The 24,792-nt window shown below is 64.1% G+C and carries 25 protein-coding genes; 12 read left to right on the top strand and 13 right to left on the bottom strand.

What is annotated here, in order from left to right; translation table 11 throughout:
* The first annotated feature begins 16 nt into the window (after positions 1 to 16).
* A complete protein-coding gene (gene gap, locus ACGYLD_RS11360; protein WP_271692004.1) occupies positions 17 to 1,018 on the top strand; it encodes a type I glyceraldehyde-3-phosphate dehydrogenase in 1,002 nt (333 codons plus the stop codon).
* 41 nt (positions 1,019 to 1,059) lie between these two features.
* Here the strand turns inward: gap and ACGYLD_RS11355 are convergent, their stop codons facing one another.
* Positions 1,060 to 1,587, bottom strand: a complete 528-nt coding sequence (locus ACGYLD_RS11355; RefSeq protein WP_271692003.1) for a winged helix DNA-binding protein — start codon at positions 1,585 to 1,587, stop codon at positions 1,060 to 1,062.
* A 186-nt stretch (positions 1,588 to 1,773) separates the two neighbouring features.
* Here ACGYLD_RS11355 and ACGYLD_RS11350 point away from each other — a divergent pair, with 186 nt between their 5' ends.
* The gene (locus ACGYLD_RS11350; protein ID WP_271692002.1) at positions 1,774 to 2,841 is read left to right on the top strand and encodes a Hint domain-containing protein; all 1,068 of its coding nucleotides are present in this window, start codon (positions 1,774 to 1,776) and stop codon (positions 2,839 to 2,841) included.
* A gap of 36 nt (positions 2,842 to 2,877) precedes the next feature.
* Here the strand turns inward: ACGYLD_RS11350 and ACGYLD_RS11345 are convergent, their stop codons facing one another.
* Entirely contained in the window at positions 2,878 to 3,447 is a 570-nt protein-coding gene (locus ACGYLD_RS11345; protein ID WP_271692001.1) for a TlpA family protein disulfide reductase, read from the bottom strand.
* Positions 3,448 to 3,470: 23 nt separating this feature from the next.
* On the opposite strand from ACGYLD_RS11345, the gene argH reads away from it, so the two are divergent.
* The 6 genes from argH to ACGYLD_RS11315 are packed head-to-tail and all read left to right on the top strand — an operon-like array spanning position 3,471 to position 9,394.
* Positions 3,471 to 4,862, top strand: coding sequence for an argininosuccinate lyase (gene argH / locus ACGYLD_RS11340; protein WP_271692000.1), 1,392 nt, complete (start codon positions 3,471 to 3,473; stop codon positions 4,860 to 4,862).
* Positions 4,859 to 5,038, top strand: coding sequence for a hypothetical protein (locus ACGYLD_RS11335; RefSeq protein WP_271689320.1), 180 nt, complete (start codon positions 4,859 to 4,861; stop codon positions 5,036 to 5,038). Before argH ends, ACGYLD_RS11335 begins: the two co-directional genes overlap by 4 nt.
* On the top strand, positions 5,035 to 5,196 hold the full coding sequence (locus tag ACGYLD_RS11330; RefSeq protein ID WP_271689321.1) for a hypothetical protein: 162 nt from the start codon (positions 5,035 to 5,037) through the stop codon (positions 5,194 to 5,196). The genes ACGYLD_RS11335 and ACGYLD_RS11330 overlap by 4 nt, the downstream gene beginning before the upstream one ends.
* The gene (locus ACGYLD_RS11325; protein WP_271691998.1) at positions 5,196 to 5,513 is read left to right on the top strand and encodes a DUF2834 domain-containing protein; all 318 of its coding nucleotides are present in this window, start codon (positions 5,196 to 5,198) and stop codon (positions 5,511 to 5,513) included. Before ACGYLD_RS11330 ends, ACGYLD_RS11325 begins: the two co-directional genes overlap by 1 nt.
* Positions 5,514 to 5,540: 27 nt before the next feature.
* Complete coding sequence (lysA, locus tag ACGYLD_RS11320; RefSeq protein ID WP_394402603.1) at positions 5,541 to 6,806, top strand: diaminopimelate decarboxylase; 1,266 nt, start codon at positions 5,541 to 5,543, stop codon at positions 6,804 to 6,806.
* Positions 6,807 to 6,841: 35 nt separating this feature from the next.
* Entirely contained in the window at positions 6,842 to 9,394 is a 2,553-nt protein-coding gene (locus ACGYLD_RS11315; protein ID WP_271691996.1) for a DUF4175 domain-containing protein, read from the top strand.
* Positions 9,395 to 9,400: 6 nt separating this feature from the next.
* On the opposite strand, the gene ACGYLD_RS11310 is transcribed toward ACGYLD_RS11315, so the two are convergent.
* Positions 9,401 to 10,381, bottom strand: coding sequence for a zinc-ribbon domain-containing protein (locus ACGYLD_RS11310; protein WP_271691995.1), 981 nt, complete (start codon positions 10,379 to 10,381; stop codon positions 9,401 to 9,403).
* A gap of 162 nt (positions 10,382 to 10,543) precedes the next feature.
* Here ACGYLD_RS11310 and ACGYLD_RS11305 point away from each other — a divergent pair, with 162 nt between their 5' ends.
* The 4 genes from ACGYLD_RS11305 (at position 10,544) to ACGYLD_RS11290 (ending at position 13,351) form a co-directional block, all read left to right on the top strand.
* Positions 10,544 to 11,221, top strand: coding sequence for a cell division ATP-binding protein FtsE (locus ACGYLD_RS11305; protein WP_067261931.1), 678 nt, complete (start codon positions 10,544 to 10,546; stop codon positions 11,219 to 11,221).
* A complete protein-coding gene (locus tag ACGYLD_RS11300) occupies positions 11,218 to 12,126 on the top strand; it encodes an ABC transporter permease (protein WP_271691994.1) in 909 nt (302 codons plus the stop codon). Before ACGYLD_RS11305 ends, ACGYLD_RS11300 begins: the two co-directional genes overlap by 4 nt.
* Positions 12,123 to 12,860 carry a 1-acyl-sn-glycerol-3-phosphate acyltransferase gene (locus ACGYLD_RS11295; protein ID WP_271691993.1) on the top strand — a complete coding sequence of 246 codons (738 nt, stop codon included), beginning with the start codon at positions 12,123 to 12,125 and terminating at the stop codon, positions 12,858 to 12,860. The genes ACGYLD_RS11300 and ACGYLD_RS11295 overlap by 4 nt, the downstream gene beginning before the upstream one ends.
* Positions 12,861 to 12,964: 104 nt before the next feature.
* Positions 12,965 to 13,351 (top strand): hypothetical protein, encoded by a 387-nt coding sequence (locus tag ACGYLD_RS11290; RefSeq protein ID WP_271691992.1) that lies wholly within the window; start codon positions 12,965 to 12,967, stop codon positions 13,349 to 13,351.
* Between the two features lie 454 nt (positions 13,352 to 13,805).
* Here ACGYLD_RS11290 and lpdA read toward each other — a convergent pair whose 3' ends face one another.
* The 10 genes from lpdA to sucC all read right to left on the bottom strand — a co-directional run bounded on the left by lpdA (position 13,806) and on the right by sucC (position 24,593).
* On the bottom strand, positions 13,806 to 15,194 hold the full coding sequence (gene lpdA / locus ACGYLD_RS11285; RefSeq protein WP_394402600.1) for a dihydrolipoyl dehydrogenase: 1,389 nt from the start codon (positions 15,192 to 15,194) through the stop codon (positions 13,806 to 13,808).
* Between the two features lie 94 nt (positions 15,195 to 15,288).
* Complete coding sequence (locus ACGYLD_RS11280; RefSeq protein ID WP_322329212.1) at positions 15,289 to 15,684, bottom strand: MAPEG family protein; 396 nt, start codon at positions 15,682 to 15,684, stop codon at positions 15,289 to 15,291.
* Positions 15,681 to 15,944, bottom strand: a complete 264-nt coding sequence (locus ACGYLD_RS11275) for a hypothetical protein (RefSeq protein WP_394402599.1) — start codon at positions 15,942 to 15,944, stop codon at positions 15,681 to 15,683. Before ACGYLD_RS11275 ends, ACGYLD_RS11280 begins: the two co-directional genes overlap by 4 nt.
* 11 nt (positions 15,945 to 15,955) lie before the next feature.
* The gene (locus ACGYLD_RS11270; protein WP_394402597.1) at positions 15,956 to 16,339 is read right to left on the bottom strand and encodes an MAPEG family protein; all 384 of its coding nucleotides are present in this window, start codon (positions 16,337 to 16,339) and stop codon (positions 15,956 to 15,958) included.
* Positions 16,340 to 16,418: 79 nt separating this feature from the next.
* Positions 16,419 to 18,002 carry a 2-oxoglutarate dehydrogenase complex dihydrolipoyllysine-residue succinyltransferase gene (odhB, locus tag ACGYLD_RS11265; protein ID WP_271691986.1) on the bottom strand — a complete coding sequence of 528 codons (1,584 nt, stop codon included), beginning with the start codon at positions 18,000 to 18,002 and terminating at the stop codon, positions 16,419 to 16,421.
* A 3-nt stretch (positions 18,003 to 18,005) separates the two neighbouring features.
* Positions 18,006 to 20,966 (bottom strand): 2-oxoglutarate dehydrogenase E1 component, encoded by a 2,961-nt coding sequence (locus tag ACGYLD_RS11260; protein ID WP_271691985.1) that lies wholly within the window; start codon positions 20,964 to 20,966, stop codon positions 18,006 to 18,008.
* 305 nt (positions 20,967 to 21,271) lie between these two features.
* Entirely contained in the window at positions 21,272 to 22,159 is an 888-nt protein-coding gene (gene sucD / locus ACGYLD_RS11255) for a succinate--CoA ligase subunit alpha (protein WP_067261915.1), read from the bottom strand.
* A 52-nt stretch (positions 22,160 to 22,211) separates the two neighbouring features.
* Entirely contained in the window at positions 22,212 to 22,898 is a 687-nt protein-coding gene (locus tag ACGYLD_RS11250) for a hypothetical protein (RefSeq protein ID WP_271691984.1), read from the bottom strand.
* A 73-nt stretch (positions 22,899 to 22,971) separates the two neighbouring features.
* Positions 22,972 to 23,265, bottom strand: coding sequence for a hypothetical protein (locus ACGYLD_RS11245; RefSeq protein WP_271691983.1), 294 nt, complete (start codon positions 23,263 to 23,265; stop codon positions 22,972 to 22,974).
* A 134-nt stretch (positions 23,266 to 23,399) separates the two neighbouring features.
* Complete coding sequence (gene sucC / locus ACGYLD_RS11240) at positions 23,400 to 24,593, bottom strand: ADP-forming succinate--CoA ligase subunit beta (protein ID WP_271691982.1); 1,194 nt, start codon at positions 24,591 to 24,593, stop codon at positions 23,400 to 23,402.
* Between the last annotated feature and the right edge of the window lie 199 nt (positions 24,594 to 24,792).

Genomic DNA, 24,792 nt, shown 5'->3' with positions numbered 1-24,792 from the left:
CACCGGAGGACTCACCATGACCACTAAAATCGCCATCAACGGCTTTGGCCGCATCGGACGCTGCGTGCTGCGCGCGCTGATCGAGAACGGCTTTGACGGGATCGAAGTCGTTGCCATCAACGACCTGACCGATGCCGAGAACCTGCTGCACCTGCTGAAATACGACTCCGTCCATGGCCGCCTGCCGGTGGATGCGGAATTGAAGGACGGCACCCTGCATGTGGCGGGCCAGAGCATCCGCATGACGGCAGAGCGCGATCCGGCGAAGCTGCCTTGGGGCGACGTGGATGTGGCCTATGAATGCACCGGTTTCTTCACCGCCCGCGAGGCGGCGGCGAAACATCTGGAGAATGGCAGCAAACGCGTGTTGATCTCGGCCCCCGGCAAGGGCGTGGACCGCACCGTGGTCTACGGCGTCAACCATGAGGAGTTGACCGGCGAAGACGTGATCGTCTCCAACGCCTCCTGCACCACCAACTGCCTCGCCCCCGTGGCCAAGGTGCTGGACGATACTTTCGGGATCGAGACCGGCTATATGACCACGATCCACGCCTATACCGGCGACCAGCCGACCCATGACAGCCCGCACCGCGACCCCTATCGTGGCCGTGCCGCCGCCCTGTCGATGGTGCCCACCTCGACCGGCGCCGCCGCCGCGATTTCCGAGGTGATCCCCCATCTGAAAGGCGTGCTCGAAGGGTCCGCCGTGCGGGTGCCGACGGCCAATGTCTCGCTCGTGGACCTGTGCATTATGCCCAAGAAACCGGCCACGGCAGAGGCGGTGAACGCCGCGATGCAAGAGGCCGCCATTGGCGTGTTGAAGGGCGTGCTGGCCTATGAGCCTGCGCCGCTGGTCTCGACCGATTTCAACCACGATCCGCATTCCTCCACCCTCGCGCCCGATCAGACGCGGGTGACCGATGGCGGCATGATCCGCGTGGTCAGCTGGTATGACAATGAATGGGGTTTCTCGAACCGCATGAACGACACTGCGCGCGCCATTGCCGCGCTGATCTAAGCTATTGCTGGCGCGGGGGGGGCAGCCCTCGCGCCCGCGCTCTACAGCGAGGCCGCCGCGCGGCTCGCTTGGTCATATTGCCCCGACATCGCCCGTAGCTGCGCCGCAATCTTGCGCAGTTCGTCGCCCGAGATATCGGTGCGCGGCAAGCCATCCAGAAAACACGCCTGACGGATCGCGCGATAGGCTTCACAAAGCTCGGCGCCCGCAGGCGAGGTGCGATAGAACACCTCCTTGCCGCGTTTTTCGGCGCTCAGCAATTCGGCCTTCACCAGCTTGCGCAGCGCGTAGTTCACCGTATGCGTGTCTTCGATGTTGAGCAGGAAGCAGATATCCGTAAGCCGCTTCTCCCGGCCCCGGTGGTTGGCGTTGTGCAGCACGAGGATTTCCAAGGGCGTCAGATCGCCGTTCCCCGCCGCCGCCATGCAGCGCGACATCCAGCGGGTGAAGGCGTTATAGGCGATGATCATGCCATATTCGAGTTCCGAGGCCTCCCAGCCATCGCCCTCAGCTAAGTGACGTGAAGAGACGATGCGGCGTGACGGGCTGGGGGGTACTTCTTCCGACATGCGGTGCCTCCGGCTGTTTGTCCGTTTGACGTTATCAAGACGCTGACGATTTACAAGCGTTCCGTCGCGTGGCGCTGCGGGAAGATCAATTTGCAACAGGTTCGCTTGCCACATTCACGCCATCTTTCGCGAGCGCCCCGCCTTTGCTAGGCTAATGGTAATAATAAAGAGGCAGGCAGAGCAGTTATGAAAACGGGCTTTCGGGGCACGTTTGTCATCAGCTGGTCGCAAACAGAGATCGACGGTCTGGAGGCCGCGCCGGTGCAGTCGCTCGAACTGGGCTCGGCCTGGGCGTGGCGCGGGGATACCATCCGGGTGGATGGGCCGAATGATGTGCTGCGGCTGGATATGGCGGACGGGGCAGAGCGGCTGCGCAAACGCGCGGCCCGCAAGGTGCAGCGCCTGATCGGGGCGGCACTGGAGGAGGGGGGCATGCTGCCGCCCGCGCCGCGGCGCGATCTGGGCACGGCCCCGCTGCCCGACGACAGCTTCATGGTCACCAATGGCGCGCGGACCTATACCGTCACCCTGATCGACGCAGGCCCGGGGCGGATGCCGCTGCTGATGTTCGTCGATGAACTGCCCCCGCGCAACAGCGAGCTTTGGGTGATGCACAGCACCCTGACCCCGGCGCGCGATGACCGGCCCGAGGGCGGCGGGGTGATCTGTTTCACCCCCGGCACCCGCATCCGGACCCCCAAGGGCAGCGCCCTGATCGAAGAGTTGCGCGAGGGCGATCTGATCCAGACCAAGGACAATGGCGCGCAGCCGCTGGAGTGGATCGGCAGCCGCCGGATGACAGGCGCGCGGCTGCATGCCATGCCGCATCTGCGCCCCGTGCGCTTCCGCCCCGGTGCCTTGGGGGTTGCCCGGCCCGATGCCCCGCTGCTGATCTCCCCCGATCACCGGATCGTGCTGCAAGGTGCGCAAGCCCGTGATCTGTTCAACTGCGACGAAGTGCTGGTCGCCGCCAAGGACCTGATCAACGGGCGCAGCGTGGCCAGCGATATGTCCCTGCGCGAGGTGACCTATGTCCATGTGTTGCTGGCCGAACATCAGGTGATGTGGGCCAATGGGGTCGAGACTGAAAGCTTTCATCCCGCCTCGGCCCCGCTCACCAGCCTTGGCACGCAGGACCGGGCGCGGCTGCTGGCGGCCTATCCGCAGCTTGAGACGGACCCGCACAGCTATGGCGGTTTCGCGCGGCGCAATCTCAGCACATCGGAGGCGGCGATCTTGCGGCATGTGGCCTGACAGCTGGGCACGGGCGCCCGACCGTTCGAGAGGCGCTTAGCTCTCGGCGTCTTCTTCGATCAGGGCCGCGATGATCGCCCGCGCGCTGTCGGAATCCCATTTCGCATCGCCCTGCAACCGGGCAATCTCGCGCCCCTCACGGTCAAGGATCACGCTGATCGGCAGGCCGAACACGCCCATCTGGCTGGCAAGCTTTTGCTTCGGGTCTTGGTGGCGGGGCAGGCTGTCGACGCCCGCTTCCTCGAAGAACCGTTTGATCCCTTCCTCAGAGTTGCGCCCCGTGGCGATGGTCAGCACCTGAAAATCACCGCCGCCGAATTCCTTTTGCAGGGCATTCAACTGCGGCATTTCCTTGCGGCAGGGTGCGCACCATGTGGCCCAGAAGTTCACCAATACGACCTTGCCTTCGTAATCCGCCAGCGACATCGCCTCGCCATCGTCCTCACGCTTAAAGGTCACGTCAGAAGCCGCCTGCGGCGCATCGTGGATCACGAGTTTCTTCATGTCCCCTTCGCGCAGCCCCGCGATGTCAGCCGTTCCGGCAAGGGCGGGGTTTGCACCTGCGACAAGCAGCGTATAAACGAAGCCAAGCACGAGATTTTTCATACGTCCCTCCAAGGGTATTCAACATGACCGACACGACCTCGAACAAAATGTGGGGTGGCCGTTTCGCCGCCGGACCGGACGCGATCATGGAGGCAATCAACGCCTCGATCGGGTTCGACAAACGGATGGCCGCACAAGACATCAGTGGGTCGCGTGCCCATGCCGCCATGCTGGCAGCCACGGGCATCCTGACTGATAACGACGCCGAGGCCATACGGGAAGGGCTTCTCACGATCTTGTCAGAGATCGAAGAGGGCCGGTTTGAGTTCTCGGCAGCGCTTGAAGACATCCACATGAACGTCGAGGCGCGGCTGAAAGACCTGATCGGTGAGCCCGCAGGCCGCCTGCACACGGGCCGCAGCCGGAACGACCAAGTCGCCACAGATTTTAAACTCTGGGTGCGCGATCAGTTGGACGCCGCCGATGAGGGTCTGCAAGCGCTGATCCGCGCGCTTTTGTCTCAGGCTGAAGCGGGGGCCGACTGGGTCATGCCGGGCTTTACCCACCTGCAAACCGCCCAGCCCGTGACGTGGGGCCATCACATGATGGCCTATGTCGAGATGTTTGGCCGCGACCTCTCGCGCATCCGCGACGCGCGGGCGCGGATGAACGAATGCCCGCTGGGCGCCGCCGCATTGGCCGGCACCTCCTTCCCGATCGACCGCGAGATGACGGCAGAGGCGCTTGGCTTTGACCGCCCCGCCGCGAACTCCCTCGACGCGGTGAGCGACCGCGACTTCGCGCTGGAATTCATGTCGGCCGCCAGCATCTGCGCCATGCACCTGTCGCGCTTCGCCGAGGAACTGGTGATCTGGTCCTCGGCGCAGTTCCGTTTCGTGGCGCTGTCGGATCGTTTTTCGACCGGCTCCAGCATCATGCCGCAAAAGAAAAACCCCGACGCTGCCGAGCTTATCCGCGCCAAAGTGGGCCGCATCTTTGGCGCCAACACCGCGCTGATGATGGTGATGAAGGGGCTGCCGCTGGCCTATTCCAAGGACATGCAGGAGGACAAAGAGCAGGTCTTTGACGCTGCCGACAACCTGATGCTGGCGCTGGCCGCGATGACCGGGATGGTGGGTGACATGACCGCCGAGCGCGAGAACCTCGCCGCCGCAGCAGGCTCGGGCTTCTCCACCGCGACCGATCTCGCCGACTGGCTGGTGCGCGTGCCGAACCTGCCGTTCCGCGACGCGCATCACGTGACCGGCACGCTGGTCGCCATGGCCGAGGCGCAGGGCTGCGATCTGCCGGACCTGACGTTGGAGCAGATGCAATCGGTCCATGCCGAGATCACTGCGGATGTTTTTGATGTGCTTGGCGTCGAAAATTCGGTAAACTCGCGCATGTCTTACGGCGGCACCGCGCCTGCGCAGGTGCGTGCCCAGATCGCGCGTTGGAAGGAAATCCTGAAGTGAAACGCCTCCTTGCGGCCCTTTCCCTGTTGAGCCTTGCCGCCTGTGGCGCGGATGGCGAACCGGTGCGGCCCACGGCGAGCAGCAGCATCACCATGTCCTCGTCGGGCGTCTCGGTAGGCACAGCGGTGGGGCTGCGCCGGGGGCCGTTCTCCGTCTCGCTCGGGGCCGGGTCGTGAGGCCGCTGTTGCAGATCACACTGGTGGCCGGGGCGCTTGCCTTGGCCGCTTGCACCCCGCCGCAGTCCGCCCCACGGCAGGCCGCGCCGACACCGCCGACCGAGCCGGGGATCAGCCTGTCGGGCTATGCCACCGTCGGCGTGGTCAAGAGTTTCTGATGTCGCTTTTGCGGATGCTCTACCTCGCCCTGGCGGTCTGGGGGGCGGTGCATCCGATGTATTACTTCGTCACATGGTTCAACGCCGAAGGCTGGAGCCTGACCGCCATGGTGGACGCTTGGCACGCCAATGCCGCCGCCAGCGGGCTGGTCTGGGATCTGACCATCGCTGCCGTCACTTTAACCATCTGGATCATTGCCGAGGTCGCCGTGCGGCGCAATTTCCTCAGCCTGATTGCCATTCCCGCCACGTTCTGTATTGGGGTGAGCTGTGGCCTGCCGCTCTATCTGTTCCTGCGGACAGCGCCCATCAGATAAGCGGCGACGACATGGGGCCAAGCGCAGATGGATCATTTTCTCTATAAAGACGGTGTGTTGCACGCCGAAGACGTAAGCCTGGCCGAGATTGCCGCCGCCGTGGGCACGCCCGTCTATGTCTATTCCACCGCCACGCTGCTGCGCCATTTCCACCTTTTTGACGATGCGCTGTCGGGGATGGACCATCTGGTCTGCTATGCGATGAAGGCCAATTCCAACCAAGCCGTCTTGCGCACGCTCGCGCAGGCGGGGGCGGGGATGGATGTGGTCTCGGGCGGGGAATACCGCCGGGCGAAAGCGGCAGGCGTGCCGGGCGATAAGATCGTCTTCTCCGGCGTCGGCAAGACCCGGGAAGAGATCGAATTGGCGCTGACGGGGGGCATCCGCCAGTTCAACGTCGAGAGCGAACCGGAGATGATCCTGCTGGATGTCGTGGCGCGGGAGCTGGGCAAAGTGGCCCCGATCACCATCCGCGTGAACCCGGACGTTGACGCCAAAACCCACGCCAAGATCGCCACCGGCAAGAGCGAGAATAAGTTCGGCATCCCGATCGCCCGCGCCCGCGAAGTCTATGCCATGGCAGCTAAGTTGCCGGGGCTCAAGATCGTCGGCATCGACGTGCATATCGGCAGCCAGTTGACCGATCTCGCCCCCTTTGAGCAGGCTTACGGCAAGGTCGCTGAGCTGACCGAGGTGCTGCGCGCCGATGGCCATGACATCCGGCGGTTGGACCTCGGCGGCGGCTTGGGCATCCCTTACGAGCGGTCGAACTCCGCTCCGCCGCTGCCGACGGATTACGGCGCGATGGTGCAACGCACGCTGGGGCATCTGGGCTGCGAGGTCGAGATCGAGCCGGGCCGCTTGATCGCGGGCAACGCAGGTGTGCTGGTGAGCGAGGTGATCTATCTCAAATCCGGCGAGGGCCGCGATTTTCTGATCCTCGATGCCGCGATGAACGATCTGATCCGCCCTGCGATGTATGACGCATGGCATGACATCGTGCCGCTGAACGAACCCACCCCGGGGGCCGAGCCGCGCCCCGTCGATATCGTGGGCCCGGTCTGCGAATCCGGTGATACTTTCGCCAAGCAGCGCATGATGCCGGTGCTGGGCTCAGGCGATCTGGTGGCCTTCCGCTCTGCCGGGGCTTATGGCGCGGTGATGAGCAGCGAGTATAATTCGCGGCCCCTGATCCCCGAGGTGCTGGTGAACGGCGATCAATTCGCGGTTATCCGCCCACGGCCAAGCTTTGACGAAATGATAAACCGCGATACCATCCCTGAATGGCTTTGACGGCATCCCGCCGCCGGGCCACCGGAGCGTGACGCATGGAGACATCCACTGACAGGACAGACGGGCTGCGCGCTTTGCGCTGGCCCCTGCGGCTGACCTGGGGGGGGATGCTGGCCGAGGCGCTGGTGCAGGCGTTCTGGCCCATGTTGGCGCTGGTGCTGGCGGTGCTGGCGGCGCTGATGATGGGCGCGCAGGATGCTTTGGCGGGCGGGGCGCTTTGGGCCGCGTTGGCCATCGTCGGTCTTGCTGCTCTCTCCGCTTTGATTTTTGCCCTGCGCCGTTTCCGTCTGCCATCGCGCGCGGCGGCGCTGGCGCGGTTGGATGCCAGCCTGCCGGGGCGGCCCATTCGGGCGCTCATGGACGATCAGGCGATTGGCGCGGGCGATGCCGCCTCGGCAGCGGTCTGGCAGGCGCATCAGCGGCGCATGGCCGCGCGGGCGGCTGCGGCGAAACCGGTGAGGGGCGACCTTCGGGTGGCGCAGGCCGATCCCTATGCGCTGCGCTATGTGGCGCTGCTTGGGTTCATGGTGGCGCTTGTCTTTGGCTCCGTCTGGCGGTTGGGCGAGGTGACGCATCTGGCCCCCGGCGGGGCGGGTGGCACGCTCGCCTCCGGCCCCGTTTGGGAAGGCTGGGCCGAGCCGCCGCGCCATACCGGCAAGCCGACGCTCTACCTCAACGATCAGGAGGCCGGGGTGCTGTCGCTGCCTGAGGGCACGCTGATCACCCTGCGGCTCTATGGCGAATTGGGCGCGTTGACGGTGGCTGAGAGCGTCTCGGGCCGGGAAGTGGCGGCGTCTTCGGAACCCGCGCAGGATTTCACTCTGCGCCAAAGCGGTGAGATCAGCATCGACGGGCCGGGCGCGCGGGCGTGGCAGATCACGCTTCTGCCCGATACTGTGCCGCAGGTCGAACGGCTCGGCCCGCCCGAGGTGACTGCTTTGGGAGAGATGAGCCTGCCGTTCGTTGCGCGGGATGACTATGGCGTCGAAGCCGGGGAGGCGCGGATTAGTCTTGATCTGGCTTCTATCGACCGGCGCTATGGTCTGACCGTCGACCCCGAGCCGCGGCCTGAGATCGTCGTGCCGCTGCCCATGCCGATCAGCGGCGACCGGCGCGATTTCGAAGAGACGTTGATCGAAAATTTCTCGAAACACCCATGGGCCAATCTGCCGGTGTCGCTGCAACTTTCGGTCTTGGACGCCTCCGAACAGCAGGCCGTGACCGAGTGGAGCCAGTTGACCCTGCCGGGGCGGCGCTTTTTCGATCCGGCGGCGGCGGCGGTGATCGAGATGCGGCGCGATCTTTTGTGGTCGCGCGCCAATGCGCCGCGCATTGCTCAGGTGCTGCGCGCGGTGAGTTATGCCCCCGGAGATGATCTGCGCTCGGAGGTGACAGCACTGCGGCTCAAGCAGGTGATCCGGCGGCTGGAACTGCGGGCGCGCTACGGGCTGGACGAAGAGCTGCAGACCGATCTGGCCGAAGACCTCTGGGCGCTGGCGATCGAATTGGAAGAAGGCGTGCTGGCCGATGCGCTTGAGCGGATGCGCCGCGCGCAGGACCGGTTGAACGAGGCGATGAAGAACGGCGCCTCTCAGGCCGAAATCGCCGAGCTGATGGACGAGTTGCGCCGCGCCACCGAAGACTACCTTGAGCAGCTCCAGCGGCAGCAGGCGCAGGAGGGCGCGGGCGAAGACCAGCAGCCGCAGGGCGAGGCGATGCAGATGACCCAAGACGATCTGCAACGCATGATGGACCGCATTCAGGAGTTGATGGAGCAGGGCCGCATGGCCGAGGCCGCCGAGGCGCTGCGCCAGTTGCAGGAAATGATGGAGAACATGCGCGTCACCGAAGGCCAGCCGGGTCAGGGCGGCAATTCGCCCGGTGAGCAGGCGATGGAGGGGCTGTCGGACACGCTGCGTGAGCAACAGGGGCTAAGCGATCAGGCTTTCCGCGACCTGCAAGAGCAGTTCAACCCCGGCACCGGCGCGGGCGAGAGTGACGGCAACGAAGGCCGCAACGGCGGGCAGGGGCGCGGCGAGAGCCATGAAGGCCAGCGCGGGCAGGGCGGCCCCTCCGGTGAAGAAGGGGGCGAGGAGGGGCTGGCCGGACGCCAGCAGGCACTGCGCGACGAGCTGCGCCGCCAGCAGGGGCGTTTGCCCGGGCAGGGTACGGCTGAGGGGGACGCGGCCCGCGACGCGCTGGACCGCGCGGGCGAGGCGATGGACCGCGCCGGAGAGGCGCTGCGCCGCGATGAACTGGCCGAGGCGATCGACAATCAGGCACAGGCGATGGAGGCGCTGCGCGAGGGCATGCGCGCCCTCGGTGAAGCGATGGAGCAGGAGCAACGCGCAGGCCAGCCGGGTCAAGGCACGGCAGAGGGTGGCGATCAGCGTGGCGAGGGGCGCGATCCGCTTGGGCGGGAGCAGGGCGGCAGCGGGGCCAACAGCTCGGACGCGCCGCTGGCGCAGGGGCCGGACGATCAGGGCCGCGCGCGGCGGTTACTGGACGAAATCCGCCGCCGCTCAGGCGAGGCGGAGCGGCCCGAGGTCGAGCGGGATTACCTTAACAGGCTGTTGGATCGGTTCTGATCGGGGTTAGCCCTGAGATTGGGTCGCCACGGTGTCGAGCCAGACCAGCAGGTCTTGCAACTGCCCGTCGAGCCAGAGCCGCGCATCGTCCATCCATGCCACATAGGACGACAGATAGGGATCGGCCTGCGGCAGGGACTGCGCGATCTCGGGCGCGTAGACATAGACCGCCGCGAGGATGGCGGCCAAGACGATCATTATGGTGAACCCCCGCATGAACCCGCCGGATTTCTGCGGCTTTTCGGGGCGGTCGAGCGCGGCGGTGGGGGTGGGCCCGGCCTGCGCGCCCTCTTGCCCGTCATGGCGCAGGGTCGAGTTGATCTCTTCGATATCGGGCAGAAGATCGCGGCGCGAGGCGCTGCCATAGGCGTCAACCTCGCTTTCCGGCACCGGCTCTCCGCGCATTTTGGCCATGCGCAGCCGGGCCTCATGGGCGCGGCGGGCGTCTTCATCCTCGGGCACATGGTCTTCTGCCGCAATCTCAGCCCTTTGCTGCGGCTGGGGCCGGGGCGCGTCTTCTAGGCCGAGGTCCGGCTGGCTTTCCAGCGGTTCCGACTGGCGGCGGCGGCGGGCTTCTTGCTCTGCCGCGGCCTCTTGACGGAGGATCTCCGCGATGGCGGGGTCGAGGGGGCGGCGCACCGGCGCGGCGGGGGCGGGTTGGGGCGTTTCCTCCTCGGGGTCGAATTCGTCTTCGAAGTCGTCGTCTTGATCGTCTTCAAAGGGCGCGTCTTCCTCTTCATCGCCGAAGGGTTGCAAATCGGGCAGGCTGGCCGCTGCGGCGGCTTCCGTGTCCTCATCCGAGCCGCGCTGCTTCATCCGCATCACGTCGTCGGCGAAATCATCCTCTTCGGCCTCTGGCGCATTGTCGGGGTGATGCTGGAACCACGTCTGCCCGCAGTTGGAACATTGCACATCACGCCCCGCCGCCGGCATCACATCGTCGGGGACTTCGTATTGCGCGTCGCAGTTGGGGCAGATCAGCCGCATGGTCATTCCTGGGTTCGTTCGGTGCTCTGAGATCGTAACGGGCAGCATATGTCCTAGAATAACGTAGGAAAAGTGATATCTGGGCAGGGTGCTGGGGTTCTGAGTGATTGAATCCTTTCCGGTGCTGAGGCACAACAGGTCGAAGTTTTTTAAGGTGGATGCGTGATAGAGCTCGAAAATGTGGCCTACAGCTATGGCGGGGGCGAATTGCTGTCCGACATCACGCTGAAACTCGCCCCCGGATCCTTCCATTTTCTGACCGGCCCCTCGGGCGCGGGCAAGACCACCTTGATGAAGCTCTGCTACGGGGCGCTTTTGCCCACGGCGGGGCATCTGCGGATGTTCGGGCAAGACGTGCGCGGGCTGGGGCGCGATGACATCGCGCTGATGCGCCGCCGCGTCGGCGTGGTGCATCAGGACGTGAAATTCCTGGACCACCTCCCGCTGACCGAGAATGTGGCTCTGCCGCTGAATGTCTCGGGCCGCGGGGCCGAGGCGGGGGGCACGGATCTGGAAGAATTGATGTCTTGGGTTGGCCTTACCAACCGCGCCGACGCCCTGCCGCCTGAGCTTTCGGGCGGGGAGCGGCAGCGGGCCGCCTTGGCCCGCGCGGTGATCATGTCGCCCGATGTGATCCTCGCCGATGAGCCGACGGGGAACATCGACTGGGAGATGTCCCAGCGGCTGCTGCGGCTGCTGATCGAGTTGAACCGCATGGGCAAGACCGTGTTGATCGCCACCCATGATCTGGGCCTCATCCGCGCCACCAAAGCGCATGTGCAGGCCCGCGTCTTGCGCATCGCGAACCGGCGCATCCAACTGGCGGGGGCGGATCTGTGAAGCGCTTCGATCTGGGCGCCCTGCGCGCGATTTTCAAAGGCGACCGGCAGGCCGACCGCGTGGTGCCGCCTTCGGGTTTCACCGCGCAGTTGACGCTTTTCGCAGCGGGGGCGATGGCCTTTCTGGCGGTCTTTGCCTTGGCGCTGTCGCTGGCCTCGGGCCGTTTGGCGCAGGTCTGGGGGCAGGAATTAGCGCAGTCGGCGACGGTGCGGATCGTGGCGCCGCTGGACCAACGCGCGGCCCAGACGGAGGCGGCTTTGAAGGTGTTGCAGACGACCAAGGGCGTGGCTTCGGCCCGTGCCCTGACGGATGCGGAGCAGGAAGAGCTGCTCGCCCCGTGGTTCGGCCCGGAATTGGCGATGGAGAACCTGCCGGTGCCGCGCCTGATCGAAGTGGTCGAGGAGGGTGAGGGATTGGACCCCGTGGGCCTGCGCCTGCGTCTCTCGGCTGAGGTGCCGGGCGCGGTGCTTGACGATCACAGCCGCTGGCGCGCGCCGCTGGTCGTGGCGGCGAGCCGTCTGCGCCTCTTGGGCTGGATTTCGACGCTGTTGATCGGGGCTGCGGTGGCCGCGATGGTGACGCTTGCCGCGCAGGCGGCGCTTGCGGCCAATGCGCAGGTGATCGCGGTGCTGAGGCTGGTGGGGGCGACCGATGATTATATCGCGCGGGCCTTCATCCGCCGTTTCACCCTGCGCGCGCTGCTGGGCGCGGCGGCGGGCACGGCCTTGGGCATGATCGCGGTGGTGTTGCTGCCTGACGCGGGCGAGGCAGGCGGATTTTTGACCGGCTTGGGCTTCCAGGGCTGGCATTGGGCCGTGCCGCTGATGGTGCCGCTTCTCGTTGGCGCGGTCGCCTTTGCCGCCACCGGGGCCGCCGCCCGGCGTACATTGAGGGAGTTGACATGAAGCTGCTGCAATGGGTCCGCTCAATCCTCTATATCGTGCAGGTGACCGTGGCGATGCCGGTGATCGGGCTGGCCTTCGCGCCTTGGGCGATGTTTTCCAAACGCGGCGCCTATGCGGGCTGCAAAACCTATGCCGCTTGGGCCATGTGGACGGCGCGTTGGCTGATCGGGCTGCGCTGCGAAGTGCGCGGCCAAGTCCCCGAGGGTGAGGTTCTGATCGCGGCCAAACATCAATCGTTCCTCGATATCATCATGATCTTCCACGCCCTGCCACGGGCCAAGTTCATCATGAAGCGCGAGGTGCTTTGGACGCCGGTGATCGGGCAATACACCAAGCGGATGCAAATGATCGCAGTGAACCGGGGCAAGCGCGGGCAGGCGATTACCAAGATGATGGAAGACGTAAACGCGGGCCGGGTGGAGCCGGGGCAGATTGTGATCTATTCCCAAGGCACCCGTGTCGCCCCGGGGCTCAGCGCGCCTTACAAGGTCGGCACGGCGGTGCTTTACGATCAACTGGGACAGGTCTGCGTGCCTGCGGCGACCAATGCGGGCTACTTCTGGCCACGCCGGGGCCTCTACCGCCGCCCGGGCTTGGCCGTGGTGGAGTTTCTGGAGCCGATCGAGCCGGGGCTGGACAAGCGCACCTTCATGGCGCGGTTGGAGCAGGAAGTGGAGAGCCATTCCGACGCGCTGCTGCGCGAAGCGGGGTGGCGGCCTACGGAGGTGGGGTAGGCGCATAGGTGACGCCACGAAATTCGCGTTTAGATTGAATTTCCTCTGGAATGTACATGCTCATAAGTCTACGAAGAAGCGTATTTTTCGTTAAGGACTTTAAAATGAAGAAAATTGTAGCATCGCTTGCCTTGGCGGCGGTTTCTGTCAGCGCATGTGCTCAAAAGGCCGACACCATTGCTCCGTCCTACGTGTCGCCAGTGACTTACCAGTCTTACTCTTGCAAACAATTGGTGGCCGAAGCGAACCGTGTAAGCGCTAAGGTTGGCGAACTCTCTGGCGTTCAAAACAAAAAAGCCAGCGATGACGCGGTCGCCACCGGCGTAGCGCTGGTCGTGTTCTGGCCCGCCGCCTTCTTTATCAAGGGCGACAAACAGACCGCGGCGGAGCTGGGGCGCCTGAAAGGTGAGCTGGAAGCCTTGGAGAAAATGAGCATCCAGAAAAATTGCGGGATCACTTTCCGGCGGGTCGCTCCGGCGAAAGCTGAGTAGACCCTGCGGCTTATACTGCCAGTCTTGAGCGGCCTGCCTAACCTAGGTGGGCCGTTGTTGTTTTTGCGGAGCAAGAGTTGGCATGTTCCGCCCGGCCGCAAGCCGGGCAGCGCCGACCCGCCCCCCAGGGGCGGCGCTTTCAGCACCACCCCGCGGGTCGGCGCTGCCCTCCGCGATTTGTCGGCATGCTGTAGTGCCCGCTTAAACGATGGTTTCGCGGGATGCAATCTTAGGTTTTTAGGAAGCCGTTAAAGTGGCGGCGCCGCCGGGGGAGGTGGAAAAGACAGGCGTCACCCTGCATGTCTCTACGTATCGACATGACCCGCGAAGGGCCTCATCTTCCGTGAATGTCGCGACGGGGGAGGTTGTAGGGCAGGGGTGTTAACGCGCGATAGCCGCAGCGAGCGCCGCCTGCGCAACGAAAAGGGGCGGACCCTTGGCCCGCCCCGTCGTCTTACATGTGGATCGGCCCGTCGCCGCAGGCCAGTGCGGCTTCGCGCACGGCTTCGGAATAGGTCGGGTGCGCGTGGCAGGTCATCGCCAAATCCTGCGCCGAGGCGCCGAATTCCATCGCCACGCAGACTTCGTGGATCAGGTCGCCCGCGCCGGGGCCGATGATGTGGCAGCCGAGGATGCGGTCGGTCTCCTTATCCGCGATCAGCTTGACGAAACCGTCGCCGGCAAAGACCGCCTTGGCCCGCGCGTTGCCCATGAAGGAGAATTTGCCGACCTTATAGGCGCGGCCCGCTTCCTTCAGCGTCGCCTCGGTCTCACCCACGCTGGCGACTTCCGGGTGGGTGTAGATCACGCCGGGGATCACGCCGTAGTTTACATGGCCATGTTTGCCCGCGATGACCTCGGCGGCGGCCATGCCTTCGTCCTCGGCTTTGTGGGCCAGCATCGGGCCTTCGATCACGTCGCCGATGGCGTAGACGCCTTTGACGGAGGTCTCCCAATGGTCGTTCACGGCGATCTGGCCGCGCTTGGTCATCTTAATGCCGAGATCGTCGAGCCCCATGCCCTTGATCACCGGCTTGCGGCCTGTGGCGACGAGCACGGCATCGGCCTCGATCTCATGTTCGCTGTCGTCCTTGCGCAGCTTGTAGCTGACCGTGGCCTTGCCTTTGGCGACTTCGGTCTTCTGCACGGCAGCGCCCATGACGAAGTTCAGCCCCTGCTTTTTCAGCATGCGCTGGAAGGTCTTTTGCACCTCGGGGTCCATGCCGGGGGTGATCACGTCGAGATATTCGACGACCGTAATCTCGGTGCCGAGACGGGCGTAGACGCTGCCCAGTTCCAGACCGATCACGCCTGCGCCAATCACCACCATCTTCTTGGGGATCTTGCCCAGTTCCAGCGCGCCGGTGGAGGTCACGACGGTTTTCTCATCGACCTCGACGCCCGGCAGCCCTGCGGGCTCAGAACCGGAGGCGATGATGATGTTCTTGGCCTCATGGACCTCATCACCGACCTTGACCTTGCCCGCTTCGGGGATCGAACCCCAGCCCTTGTGCCAGTCGATCTTGTTCTTTTTGAACAGGAATTCGATGCCTTTGGTGTTGGTCTCGATGGTCTTGTCTTTGTAGGTCAGCATCTGCTTCCAATCGACGGTCGGCGCTTTCGCCTTGAGACCCATCTCTTCGAAATTATGCTCGGCCTCATGCAGCATATGCGTGGCGTGGAGCAGCGCCTTGGAGGGGATGCAGCCCACGTTGAGGCAGGTGCCCCCGAGGGTCTCACGGCCTTCGACACAGGCGGTTTTCAGGCCCAGTTGCGCGCAACGGATGGCGGCGACATAGCCGCCGGGGCCGGAGCCGATCACGATGACATCATAGCTCGACATGGGGGGTCTCCTTAGCAGTCGGGTGGTGCAGGCAAGGTATGAGGCGCGGGTTACAGGTGCAAGCGCCGCTGCCTGCGGGTGTTTGGGGATAGGGTTAGATGAGGGCCGCCAGCAGCATCAGCATGGTCGCGGCAAAACCGATGATCCAGATGAACGACCGATGCGGGCGCAGGCCAAGCGCATAGGCCGGAACATAAAGCAGCCGGGCGATGAGATAGACCCAAGCGCAGGCGGCGGTGAAGGCGGTGTTCTGGGCCGACATCTGCACCACGCCCACGGCGATGCCGAAAAGGATCAGCCCTTCGAAATGGTTGTCGAGCGCGCGGCCCAGACGGGCGGTGCGGTCGCTCATGGCGCGCGAAGGCTCACGGTCACGCGCCGACATGGTGTAGCCGGGGCCAAGCTCACGGTTGGCGGGCACGGCGTAGAGGACGAATTGCAGCCCCTGTAGCAGGGCCGCGAGGGTCAGGACGGTCAGCTCGGCGCTCATGCGGATTTCACGAAATAGGCGGTGGATCTGGTCACGGTGCCCTTGTCATCGCTGCTGAGCGCATCGGAGCGGGCGAGCCAGTCATCGGCCTTTTTGCGGTCGTTCACATCCAAGAGAACGGAGGCTTTGCTGCTGCTGTCGGCGTGTTGCCAGATTTGCAGCACCGAGAGCCCCGCATTGCGCCGCGCCTCGGCATCGGCGTCGAATGCGTCTTTCCAAGCGGCGAAATCGGTGACGTCGAAGTGGCAGATCATCTGCATGGGAATGCCTTTCAGAGCGCGTGGAAATAAAGAACGGCGGTGGCGGCATAGCCTGCGAGCCACGCCAGCGTGCGGATCGTCGGCACGCCAAGGGCGTAGACGATCAAATAGATGATGCGTGCCAGCAGGAAGACCTGTGCGGCCAGCAGCGTGGCGCTGTTGTTGCGGCCCAAGATCTCGACCAGCAGCACGGCGGGGGCGAAGATCGCCATGGCCACGACAGAGTTATCAAGCGCGCGGCCCAGACGGGCGGTCATCCCGGTTGTGGTGCGCGTCTCATCGCGCGAGGACATCAGGTAGCCCATCGAGAGTTGCCGGGTCGCGCCCAGCACCTGCAAGAGGATCGTCAGCATGACCAGAAGGCCATAGGCGGCAAGGAGAGTGGTTTCACTCATGGTCTGTGTCCTTTCGCTATGTGGGAAAACCCACGGGTCCACAGGTAGATAGGGCGGGGGGCGCCCCCCGCCCATAGTATCACAGATCCATCAACAGACGGCGGGGATCTTCGAGCATCTCTTTGACGCGGACGAGGAAGGTCACAGCGCCCTTGCCGTCGATCAGGCGGTGGTCGTAGCTGAGCGAGATATACATCATCGGACGGATCACGACCTCGCCGTTGATCGCCATCGGGCGGTCCTGGATCTTCGCCATGCCGAGGATGCCGGACTGCGGCGGGTTCAGGATGGGCGCGGTCATCAGCGAGCCGTAGACGCCGCCGTTGGAGATGGTGAAGGTGCCGCCGGTCATGTCGGCCATGGTCAGCTTGCCGTCACGGGCCTTCTTGCCCATGGCGTTCACGGCCTTCTCGATCTCGGCAAAGGACATCGCGTCAGCGTCCTTGATCACCGGCACCACGAGGCCCGTGGGCGTGCCTGCGGCGACGCCCATGTGGACGTAGTTCTTGTAGATCACGTCGGTGCCGTCGATCTCGGCGTTGACCTCGGGGATCTCTTTCAGCGCGTGGCAGCAGGCCTTGGTGAAGAAGGACATGAAGCCCATCCGGACGCCGTGCTTCTTCTCGAAGTCGGCCTTGTAGGCGTTGCGCAGGGCCATGACCTCGGTCATGTCGACCTCGTTAAAGGTCGTCAGGATCGCGGCGGTGTTCTGCGCTTCCTTCAGGCGGCGCGCCATGGTCTGCTTGAGGCGGGTCATCTTGACGCGCTCTTCGCGGGCGGCGTCATCGGGGGCGGAGGCAGCGCGCGGTGCTGCGGGTTTTGCCTCGGCTTTTGGCGCGGAGGCGCCTGCGGCCACGGCTTTGGCCACGTCTTCCTTCATCACGCGGCCATCGCGGCCCGAAGCTGTGACCTGATCGCGGCTGATGCCCGCTTCGGCCATCGCTTTCTTGGCGGAAGGCGCGTCTTCCACATCCTTGCCATCGGCGGGCTTGGTCTCAGGCGCGGCACCGGCACCGGATTTGGCGTCTTCACCCTTGGGGGCAGCAGCGCCTGCGCCGGTGGTCAGCGCGGCCAGTGTGGCGGACGCTTCGACGGTGCTGCCTTCTTCGGCAAAGATTTCGGCCAGCACGCCTGCGGCGGGGGCGGGGACTTCGACGCTAACTTTGTCGGTCTCCAACTCGCAGAGCATCTCATCGGCTTCGACCTTGTCGCCGACCTTTTTGAACCAAGTGCTCACGGTCGCTTCGGTCACCGATTCGCCCAAGGTGGGCACCTGTACGTCGATGCTTTGACCTTCGCGGGCGGCGACTTCGGTAGCGCCTGCGTCGATGGCTTTGGGCGCATCACCGCCACGGTCGGACTGGGAGGCAGCGCCGGAATCTTCGGCGGCCTCCTTGGCCTTGGGCGCGGCGGCGGTGCCGCTGTCGCCTTCGCTGACATTGGCCAGCAGGGCGTCGACGCCCACGGTGTCGCCTTCTTGGGCGACGATCTCGCTCAGGGTGCCTGCGACGGGGGAGGGCACCTCGACAGTCACCTTGTCGGTTTCCAACTCGCAGAGCATTTCATCAACCGCGACGGTATCGCCGGGTTTCTTGAACCATGTGGCAACGGTGGCTTCTGTGACGGATTCGCCCAGCGTTGGGACGCGTACTTCGCTTGTCATGGTTTACTTTCCTTTGATGGTCAGCGCCTCGTCAACGAGGGCGGCTTGTTGTGCTTTGTGCTGGCTGGCCAGACCCGTGGCGGGCGAGGCCGAAGTGGCGCGGCCCACATAGGAGGCGCGGCCATGTTTCGCGTCGATGCGGCCCAGAACCCATTCGATATTGGGCTCGATGAAGGACCATGCACCTTGGTTCTTGGGCTCTTCCTGACACCAGATCATCTCGGCCCCTTTGAAGCGTTCCAGCTCCTTCACGGCGGATTGCGCGGGGAAGGGGTAGAACTGCTCGAAGCGCAGGAGGTAGATGTCGTCGATGCCGCGGGCGTCACGCTCTTCCAGCAGGTCGTAATAGACCTTGCCCGAACACATCACCACGCGCTTGATCTTGTCATCCGCGACCAGTTTGGTGTCGGAGTTGCCCTTTTCGGCGTCATCCCAGAGCACCCGGTGGAAGCTCGACCCGGTGGTGAATTCATCGGCCTTGCTGATGGCCAGCTTGTGGCGCAGCAGCGACTTGGGCGTCATCAACATCAGCGGCTTGCGGTAGCTGCGGTGCAGCTGGCGGCGCAGGATGTGGAAGTAGTTGGCGGGCGTGGTGCAGTTCGCCACGATCCAGTTGTCGCCGCCGCACATGGTGAGGAAACGCTCCAGACGGGCCGAGGAGTGCTCGGGCCCTTGCCCCTCATAGCCATGCGGCATCAGGCAGACGAGGCCCGACATCCGCAGCCACTTGCTCTCACCGCTCGAGATGAACTGGTCGAACATGATCTGCGCGCCATTGGCGAAGTCGCCGAACTGCGCTTCCCAAAGCGTCAGCGCATTGGGTTCGGCCAGCGAGTAGCCATATTCAAAGCCCAGCACTGCATATTCGCTGAGCATCGAGTCGATGACTTCGTACTCGGCCTGACCTTCGCGGATGTGGTTCAGCGGGTAGTAGCGATCTTCGTTCTCTTGGTTGATGAAGGCCGAGTGGCGTTGGCTGAAGGTGCCGCGGGTGCTGTCCTGACCGGACAGGCGGACCTTGTAGCCCTCGGTCAGCAGGGAGCCGAAGGCGAGCGCCTCTGCCGTGGCCCAGTCGAAGCCCTCACCGCTTTCGAACATCTTCTTTTTCGCGTCGAGCAGACGGCCGATGGTCTTGTGCAGCGGGAAGCCCTCGGGCGCGGTGGTGATCGCCTTGCCGACATCTTGCAGCGTTTCGGGGGCAATGGCGGTTTTGCCGCGTTGGTAGGACTTGTTCTTTTTGTCCATGCCGGACCACTTGCCGTCGAGCCAGTCGGCCTTGTTCGGGCGGTAGTCTTTCCCGGCCTCGAACTCATCATTCAGATGGTTCTGGAAGGCGGTCTTCATGTCTTCGATCTCACCCTCGGGGATCAGACCGTCGGCCACCAGACGCGAGGTATAAAGGCTCAGCGTGGTTTTCTGTTTCTTGACGCTCTTGTACATCACCGGGTTGGTGAACATCGGCTCATCGCCTTCGTTGTGACCAAAGCGGCGGTAGCAGAAGATGTCGATGACCACGTCTTTGTGGAACTTCTGGCGGAACTCGGTCGCGACGCGGGCGGCATGGACCACGGCTTCCGGATCATCGCCGTTGACGTGGAAGATCGGCGCCTCGACCACAAGCGCGTTGTCGGTCGGATAGGGCGAGGAGCGCGAGAAATGCGGCGCGGTGGTGAAGCCGATTTGGTTGTTCACCACGATATGCATGGTGCCGCCGGTCTTGTGGCCCTTGAGGCCCGACAGCGCGAAACATTCGGCCACGACACCTTGGCCCGCAAAAGCCGCGTCACCGTGCAGGAGCACGGGCATGACGGCGGTGCGGTCCTCGTCGTTGAGCTGATCCTGCTTGGCGCGGACCTTGCCCAGCACCACGGGGTTCACCGCTTCAAGGTGGGAGGGGTTCGCGGTTAGCGACAGGTGCACGGAGTTGCCGTCAAACTCACGGTCGGACGACGCGCCGAGGTGGTATTTCACATCGCCCGAGCCATCCACATCGTCAGGTTTGAAGCTGCCGCCTTGGAATTCGTTAAAGATCGCGCGGTAGGGCTTTTGCATGACGTTAGCGAGGACCGACAGACGGCCCCGGTGGGGCATGCCGATGACGATGTCCTTGACGCCCAACTGGCCGCCGCGCTTGATGATCTGCTCCATCGCCGGAACAAGGCTTTCGCCGCCATCGAGGCCGAAACGCTTGGTGCCCATGTATTTGACGTGCAGGAACTTCTCGAAACCCTCGGCTTCGACCAGCTTGCTCAGGATTGCCTTGCGGCCTTCCTTAGTAAAGGCGATTTCCTTGCCGTAGCCTTCGATCCGTTCTTTTAGCCAACCGGCCTGCTCGGGGTCGGAAATATGCATATATTGCAGCGCGAAGGTGCCGCAGTAGGTCGAGCGGACGATGCCGACGATCTGCTTCATGGTGGCCACTTCAAGGCCCAGCACATTGTCGATGAAGATCGGGCGGTCCATGTCGGCATCGGTGAAACCGTAGGACTTGGGGTCAAGCTCGGGCTGTTCGCCCATGTCGCGCATGCCCAGAGGGTCGAGCGTGGCGGCGAGGTGGCCACGGATGCGGTAGGCGCGGATCAGCATGAGCGCGCGGATGCTGTCGAGCACGGCGGCGCGGATTTGATCGTCGGAAACGGGAACGCCCTTTTCCTCGGCCTTTTTCTTGATCTTCTCGCCTGCGGCCTTCGCCTCGGTCGGTTCGGGCCAGACGCCTGTCAGCGCGCCCATCACCTCGCTCTGCGGGGCGGGGGGCCAATCGGGGCGCGCCCAAGAGGGGCCAGCGGCCTCGGCTTGCGCGGTTTCGGCGTCATCGCCCATCGCCGCAAAGAACGTTTGCCATGCCTCGTCAACCGCGTTGGGATCATTGGCATAGCGGGCGTACATCGCCTCAAGATATTCCGCGTTGTCGCCTTCCATAAAGGAAGAGGCGTGGAATTGTTCGTTGGCGGGTTGGTCGGTCATTGGGTCACCTTTGTTCGGCGGGGCAGACGGGACAGGGTCAGAATCAGGGTCGGTCTATAGTCAGGCCCGGGGCGGGGGGCCATAGGTATCGAAGGCGGAGGTACAGGGCCCTGCGGGGCCGCCGGATCGGGCGCTTGCCCGCGGGCCGGCGCCGGGCGAAAGCGGGCAGAGATTGACCGCGGTCTGAATGTGCATCTTGCCCTCCTTCGCTGTCGGCGGCGCCGGGTGGTTTTTATCAAGACCCCGCAAAACATAGTGCTTTGCGGAGAGGGTCAATGGGCGGGCCGTGACCCGCCCGGCAGGCATCAGCCCTTGTCGATCGCTTCTTTGACCGCTTCGCCCAATGTGGCGGGGCTGTCGGCGACCACGATCCCGGCTTCTTTCATCGCTTCGATCTTGCTCTCCGCGTCGCCCTTGCCACCGGCGACGATGGCGCCTGCGTGGCCCATGCGGCGTCCGGGAGGGGCGGTGCGGCCGGCGATGAAACCGGCTGTGGGCTTCCAACGGCCCTTCTTCTTCTCATCGGCGAGGAACTGTGCCGCTTCCTCTTCGGCGGAGCCGCCGATTTCGCCGATCATGATGATCGACTGTGTTTCGTCATCGGCAAGGAACATCTCCAGCACGTCGATATGCTCGGTCCCTTTGATCGGGTCGCCGCCGATGCCCACGGCCGAAGACTGGCCGAGGCCCATGTCGGTGGTCTGCTTGACGGCCTCGTAGGTCAGGGTGCCCGAGCGCGACACGACGCCGACGGAGCCGCGGCGGTGGATGTGGCCCGGCATGATGCCGATCTTGCAGGCATCGGGCGTGATGACACCGGGGCAGTTCGGGCCGATCAGGCGCGACTTGGAGCCTTCGAGCGCGCGGGCGACGCGAGCCATGTCCAGAACCGGGATGCCTTCGGTGATGCAGACGATCAGCTCCATCTCGGCGTCGATCGCCTCAAGGATCGAGTCGGCGGCGAAGGGGGGCGGGACGTAGATCACGGAGGCATTGGCCTCGGTCGCGTGTTTGGCTTCGTGCACGGAGTTGAAGACCGGCAGGTCGAGATGCGTCTGGCCGCCTTTGCCGGGTGTCACGCCGCCGACCATCTTGGTGCCATAGGCGATGGCCTGTTCGGTGTGGAACGTCCCCTGCGAGCCGGTCAGACCCTGACAGATGACTTTGGTGTTTTCGTTGACTAGTACGGCCATGATTTCTTCCTTGGTCGGTGATGTTTAATCCCGGGGGCAGGCCCCGGGGGCGTCAGACGCGGTGCGCCCGGTTGGTGGGATGGGCCGTGGCAGGCGCAGGGCCGGGCCACAGCAGGATGGCGACGAGGAACATGACCGGGATGCCAAGCTCCCCGATCTCCTCGACGACGAAGGCGGTGCGTTCGGCATCGGCGCTGACCTCGATCCCCAAGGGGGCGAGTTTGCGCGCGATGCCGTCGAGCAGTTTGTAAGCGACGGTGAAACCGATCCCCAGGAGGACCGCCCCCGCCCAAGCGCGGCCCCGAAACAGGGCCGCGAGATAGGGCCGGGCGTGACGCCAGAGCATCAGCAGGATCGCGGTGACGATCAGCACAAGGATCAGCCCGGCGATCAGCCTTTCGCCCAGCGGGACGCCCTCACCGGTATACTGGCGGGCTTTGAACAGGCCGCGGGTGAAAAGGCTTTTGTCGAGGTCCAATTCGCGCGCTGCCATGACCGCTAGCACCAGCGGCAGATACCAGACCCGCAGCACCGCGGCGCGCAGGGTCCAGACCAATGCGAGGATGCACAGGACATAGCCCACAACGGAGAGGCTTTCGTAAAAGCCACCTTCGGCCAACAGGGTGGTTTGGCTGGCGGCGGGCAGGCCGTTCACAACGACCATCTGCGCGGCAAAGGCCAGGATCAGGGCAAGGATCACCCACCAGCCCGCGCGGGAAGAGGCAAACGCCTGTATCATAGGCCCGCCTTTCGCGGGGCGCTGTAGCGCTTGGCCGCATGTTGAGTAAAGGGGGCGAGCGACAGCACGGGCATCAGTAAAGCCGCTCTTCTTGATCGACCAGCAGGTCCAGCAGCCGCAGGGTCAGCAGACCCGCGCCCATGACCATGAGGCTGCGGCCAATGGAGCCGGTGAGGTTCGACGGCAGGATCATCGCCAGCCCGTTGCGGGATTTCCGTGCCGCGCGGCTGAACCCGCGGTCGCAGCGGCGGTGGTTGGCGGCTTCGGGCAGACGCAGGGCCGCGGGTTGCCACTGCCGGATCAGAATTCCAGCCCCCAATAGCGCAATACCCGTCAGAACGGGGGAGGATTTGGGAGATTGATCCATACTGACCTCATTGCATCATCGGGTGGGCGCGGCACTGCATTGTCGCTTTTGCCCCTGCCGCAGCGGGGCGGCAGGAACGGTTGAAACGGCCACCCCAACCGGCGCGTGGGCCGGCCGGGAGTGGCCGGAAAGGCTTAGCCTTTGACCGCTTTCACGATCTTCTGCGCGCCATCTTTCAGGTCGTCGGCGGCGATGACGTCGAGACCGGAGTTGTTGATGATCGCCTTGCCTTCTTCGACATTGGTGCCTTCGAGACGGACAACCAGCGGTACCTTCAGGCCCACTTCCTTGACCGCGGCGACCACGCCCTCGGCGATGACGTCACAGCGCATGATGCCGCCGAAGATGTTGACGAGGATGCCTTTGACGTTCTCATCAGAGGTGATGATTTTGAAGGCTTCGGTCACCTTCTCCTTGGTCGCGCCACCGCCCACGTCGAGGAAGTTGGCAGGCTCCGCACCGTAGAGCTTGATGATGTCCATGGTCGCCATCGCAAGGCCCGCGCCGTTCACCATGCAGCCGATCTCACCGTCGAGCGCGATGTAGTTCAGGTCATACTTGGAGGCTTCGAGTTCCTTGGCGTCTTCCTCGGTCTCGTCGCGCAGGTTGGCGATGTCGGGCTGGCGGTACATGGCGTTGCCGTCGAAGCCGACTTTGGCGTCGAGCACCTTGAGTTCGTTGCCGGGCATGACGATCAGCGGGTTGATCTCCAGCATCTCCATGTCCTTCTCGATGAAGGCTTTGTAGAGCTGACCCATCAGCTTGACGCATTGCTTGACGGCGGCGCCCTCAAGACCCAGCGAGAAGGCAACGCGGCGGCCATGGTAGGGCTGGTAGCCGGTGGCCGGGTCGACGGAGAAGCTGAGGATTTTCTCAGGTGTCGCTTCGGCGACTTCTTCAATGTCCATGCCGCCTTCGGTGGAGCAGACAAAGGAGATGCGGCTGGTCTGGCGATCAACCAGCAGGGCGAGGTACAGCTCGCGCTCGATGTCGGAGCCGTCTTCGATGTAGATGCGGTTGACCTGCTTGCCTGCGGGGCCGGTCTGGTGCGTGACCAGCGTCTTGCCCAGCATCTTCTTGGCTTCCTCGGCCGCTTCTTCCACGGATTTGGCAAGGCGCACGCCGCCCTTTTCGCCAGCAGCGGCTTCTTTGAAGCTGCCCTTGCCGCGACCGCCTGCGTGAATCTGCGCTTTGACAACCCAGAGGGGCCCGTCCATTTCGCCGGCTGCGTTCTTGGCGTCTTCTGCCTTCAGCACAACGCGGCCGTCGGAGACAGGGGCGCCATAGCTGCGCAGGAGGGCTTTTGCCTGATATTCGTGGATGTTCATGAAAACGGTCCCGTTTCTGTTCCAGTTGCCCCGTAGTATGGGGATGACTTTCGTTCCTGTAAGGGTTTTTTCGGAGAAAGCCGGGTTTGGCCAGCTAAAAATGAGTTTTGTGATCACACGATAAATACGTGTGATCACATTTCCGCTCAGCGGCTCCGAATCGGCTGATTTTTGCTTGAATAAGGGGGGATAGGCCGCC

This window comes from Sulfitobacter sp. 1A12056 (assembly GCF_043558125.1).
Classification (GTDB): domain Bacteria; phylum Pseudomonadota; class Alphaproteobacteria; order Rhodobacterales; family Rhodobacteraceae; genus Sulfitobacter; species Sulfitobacter faviae.
Note: the sequence above shows the minus strand (reverse complement) of the source record. Positions and strands in the feature narration are given on the sequence as shown.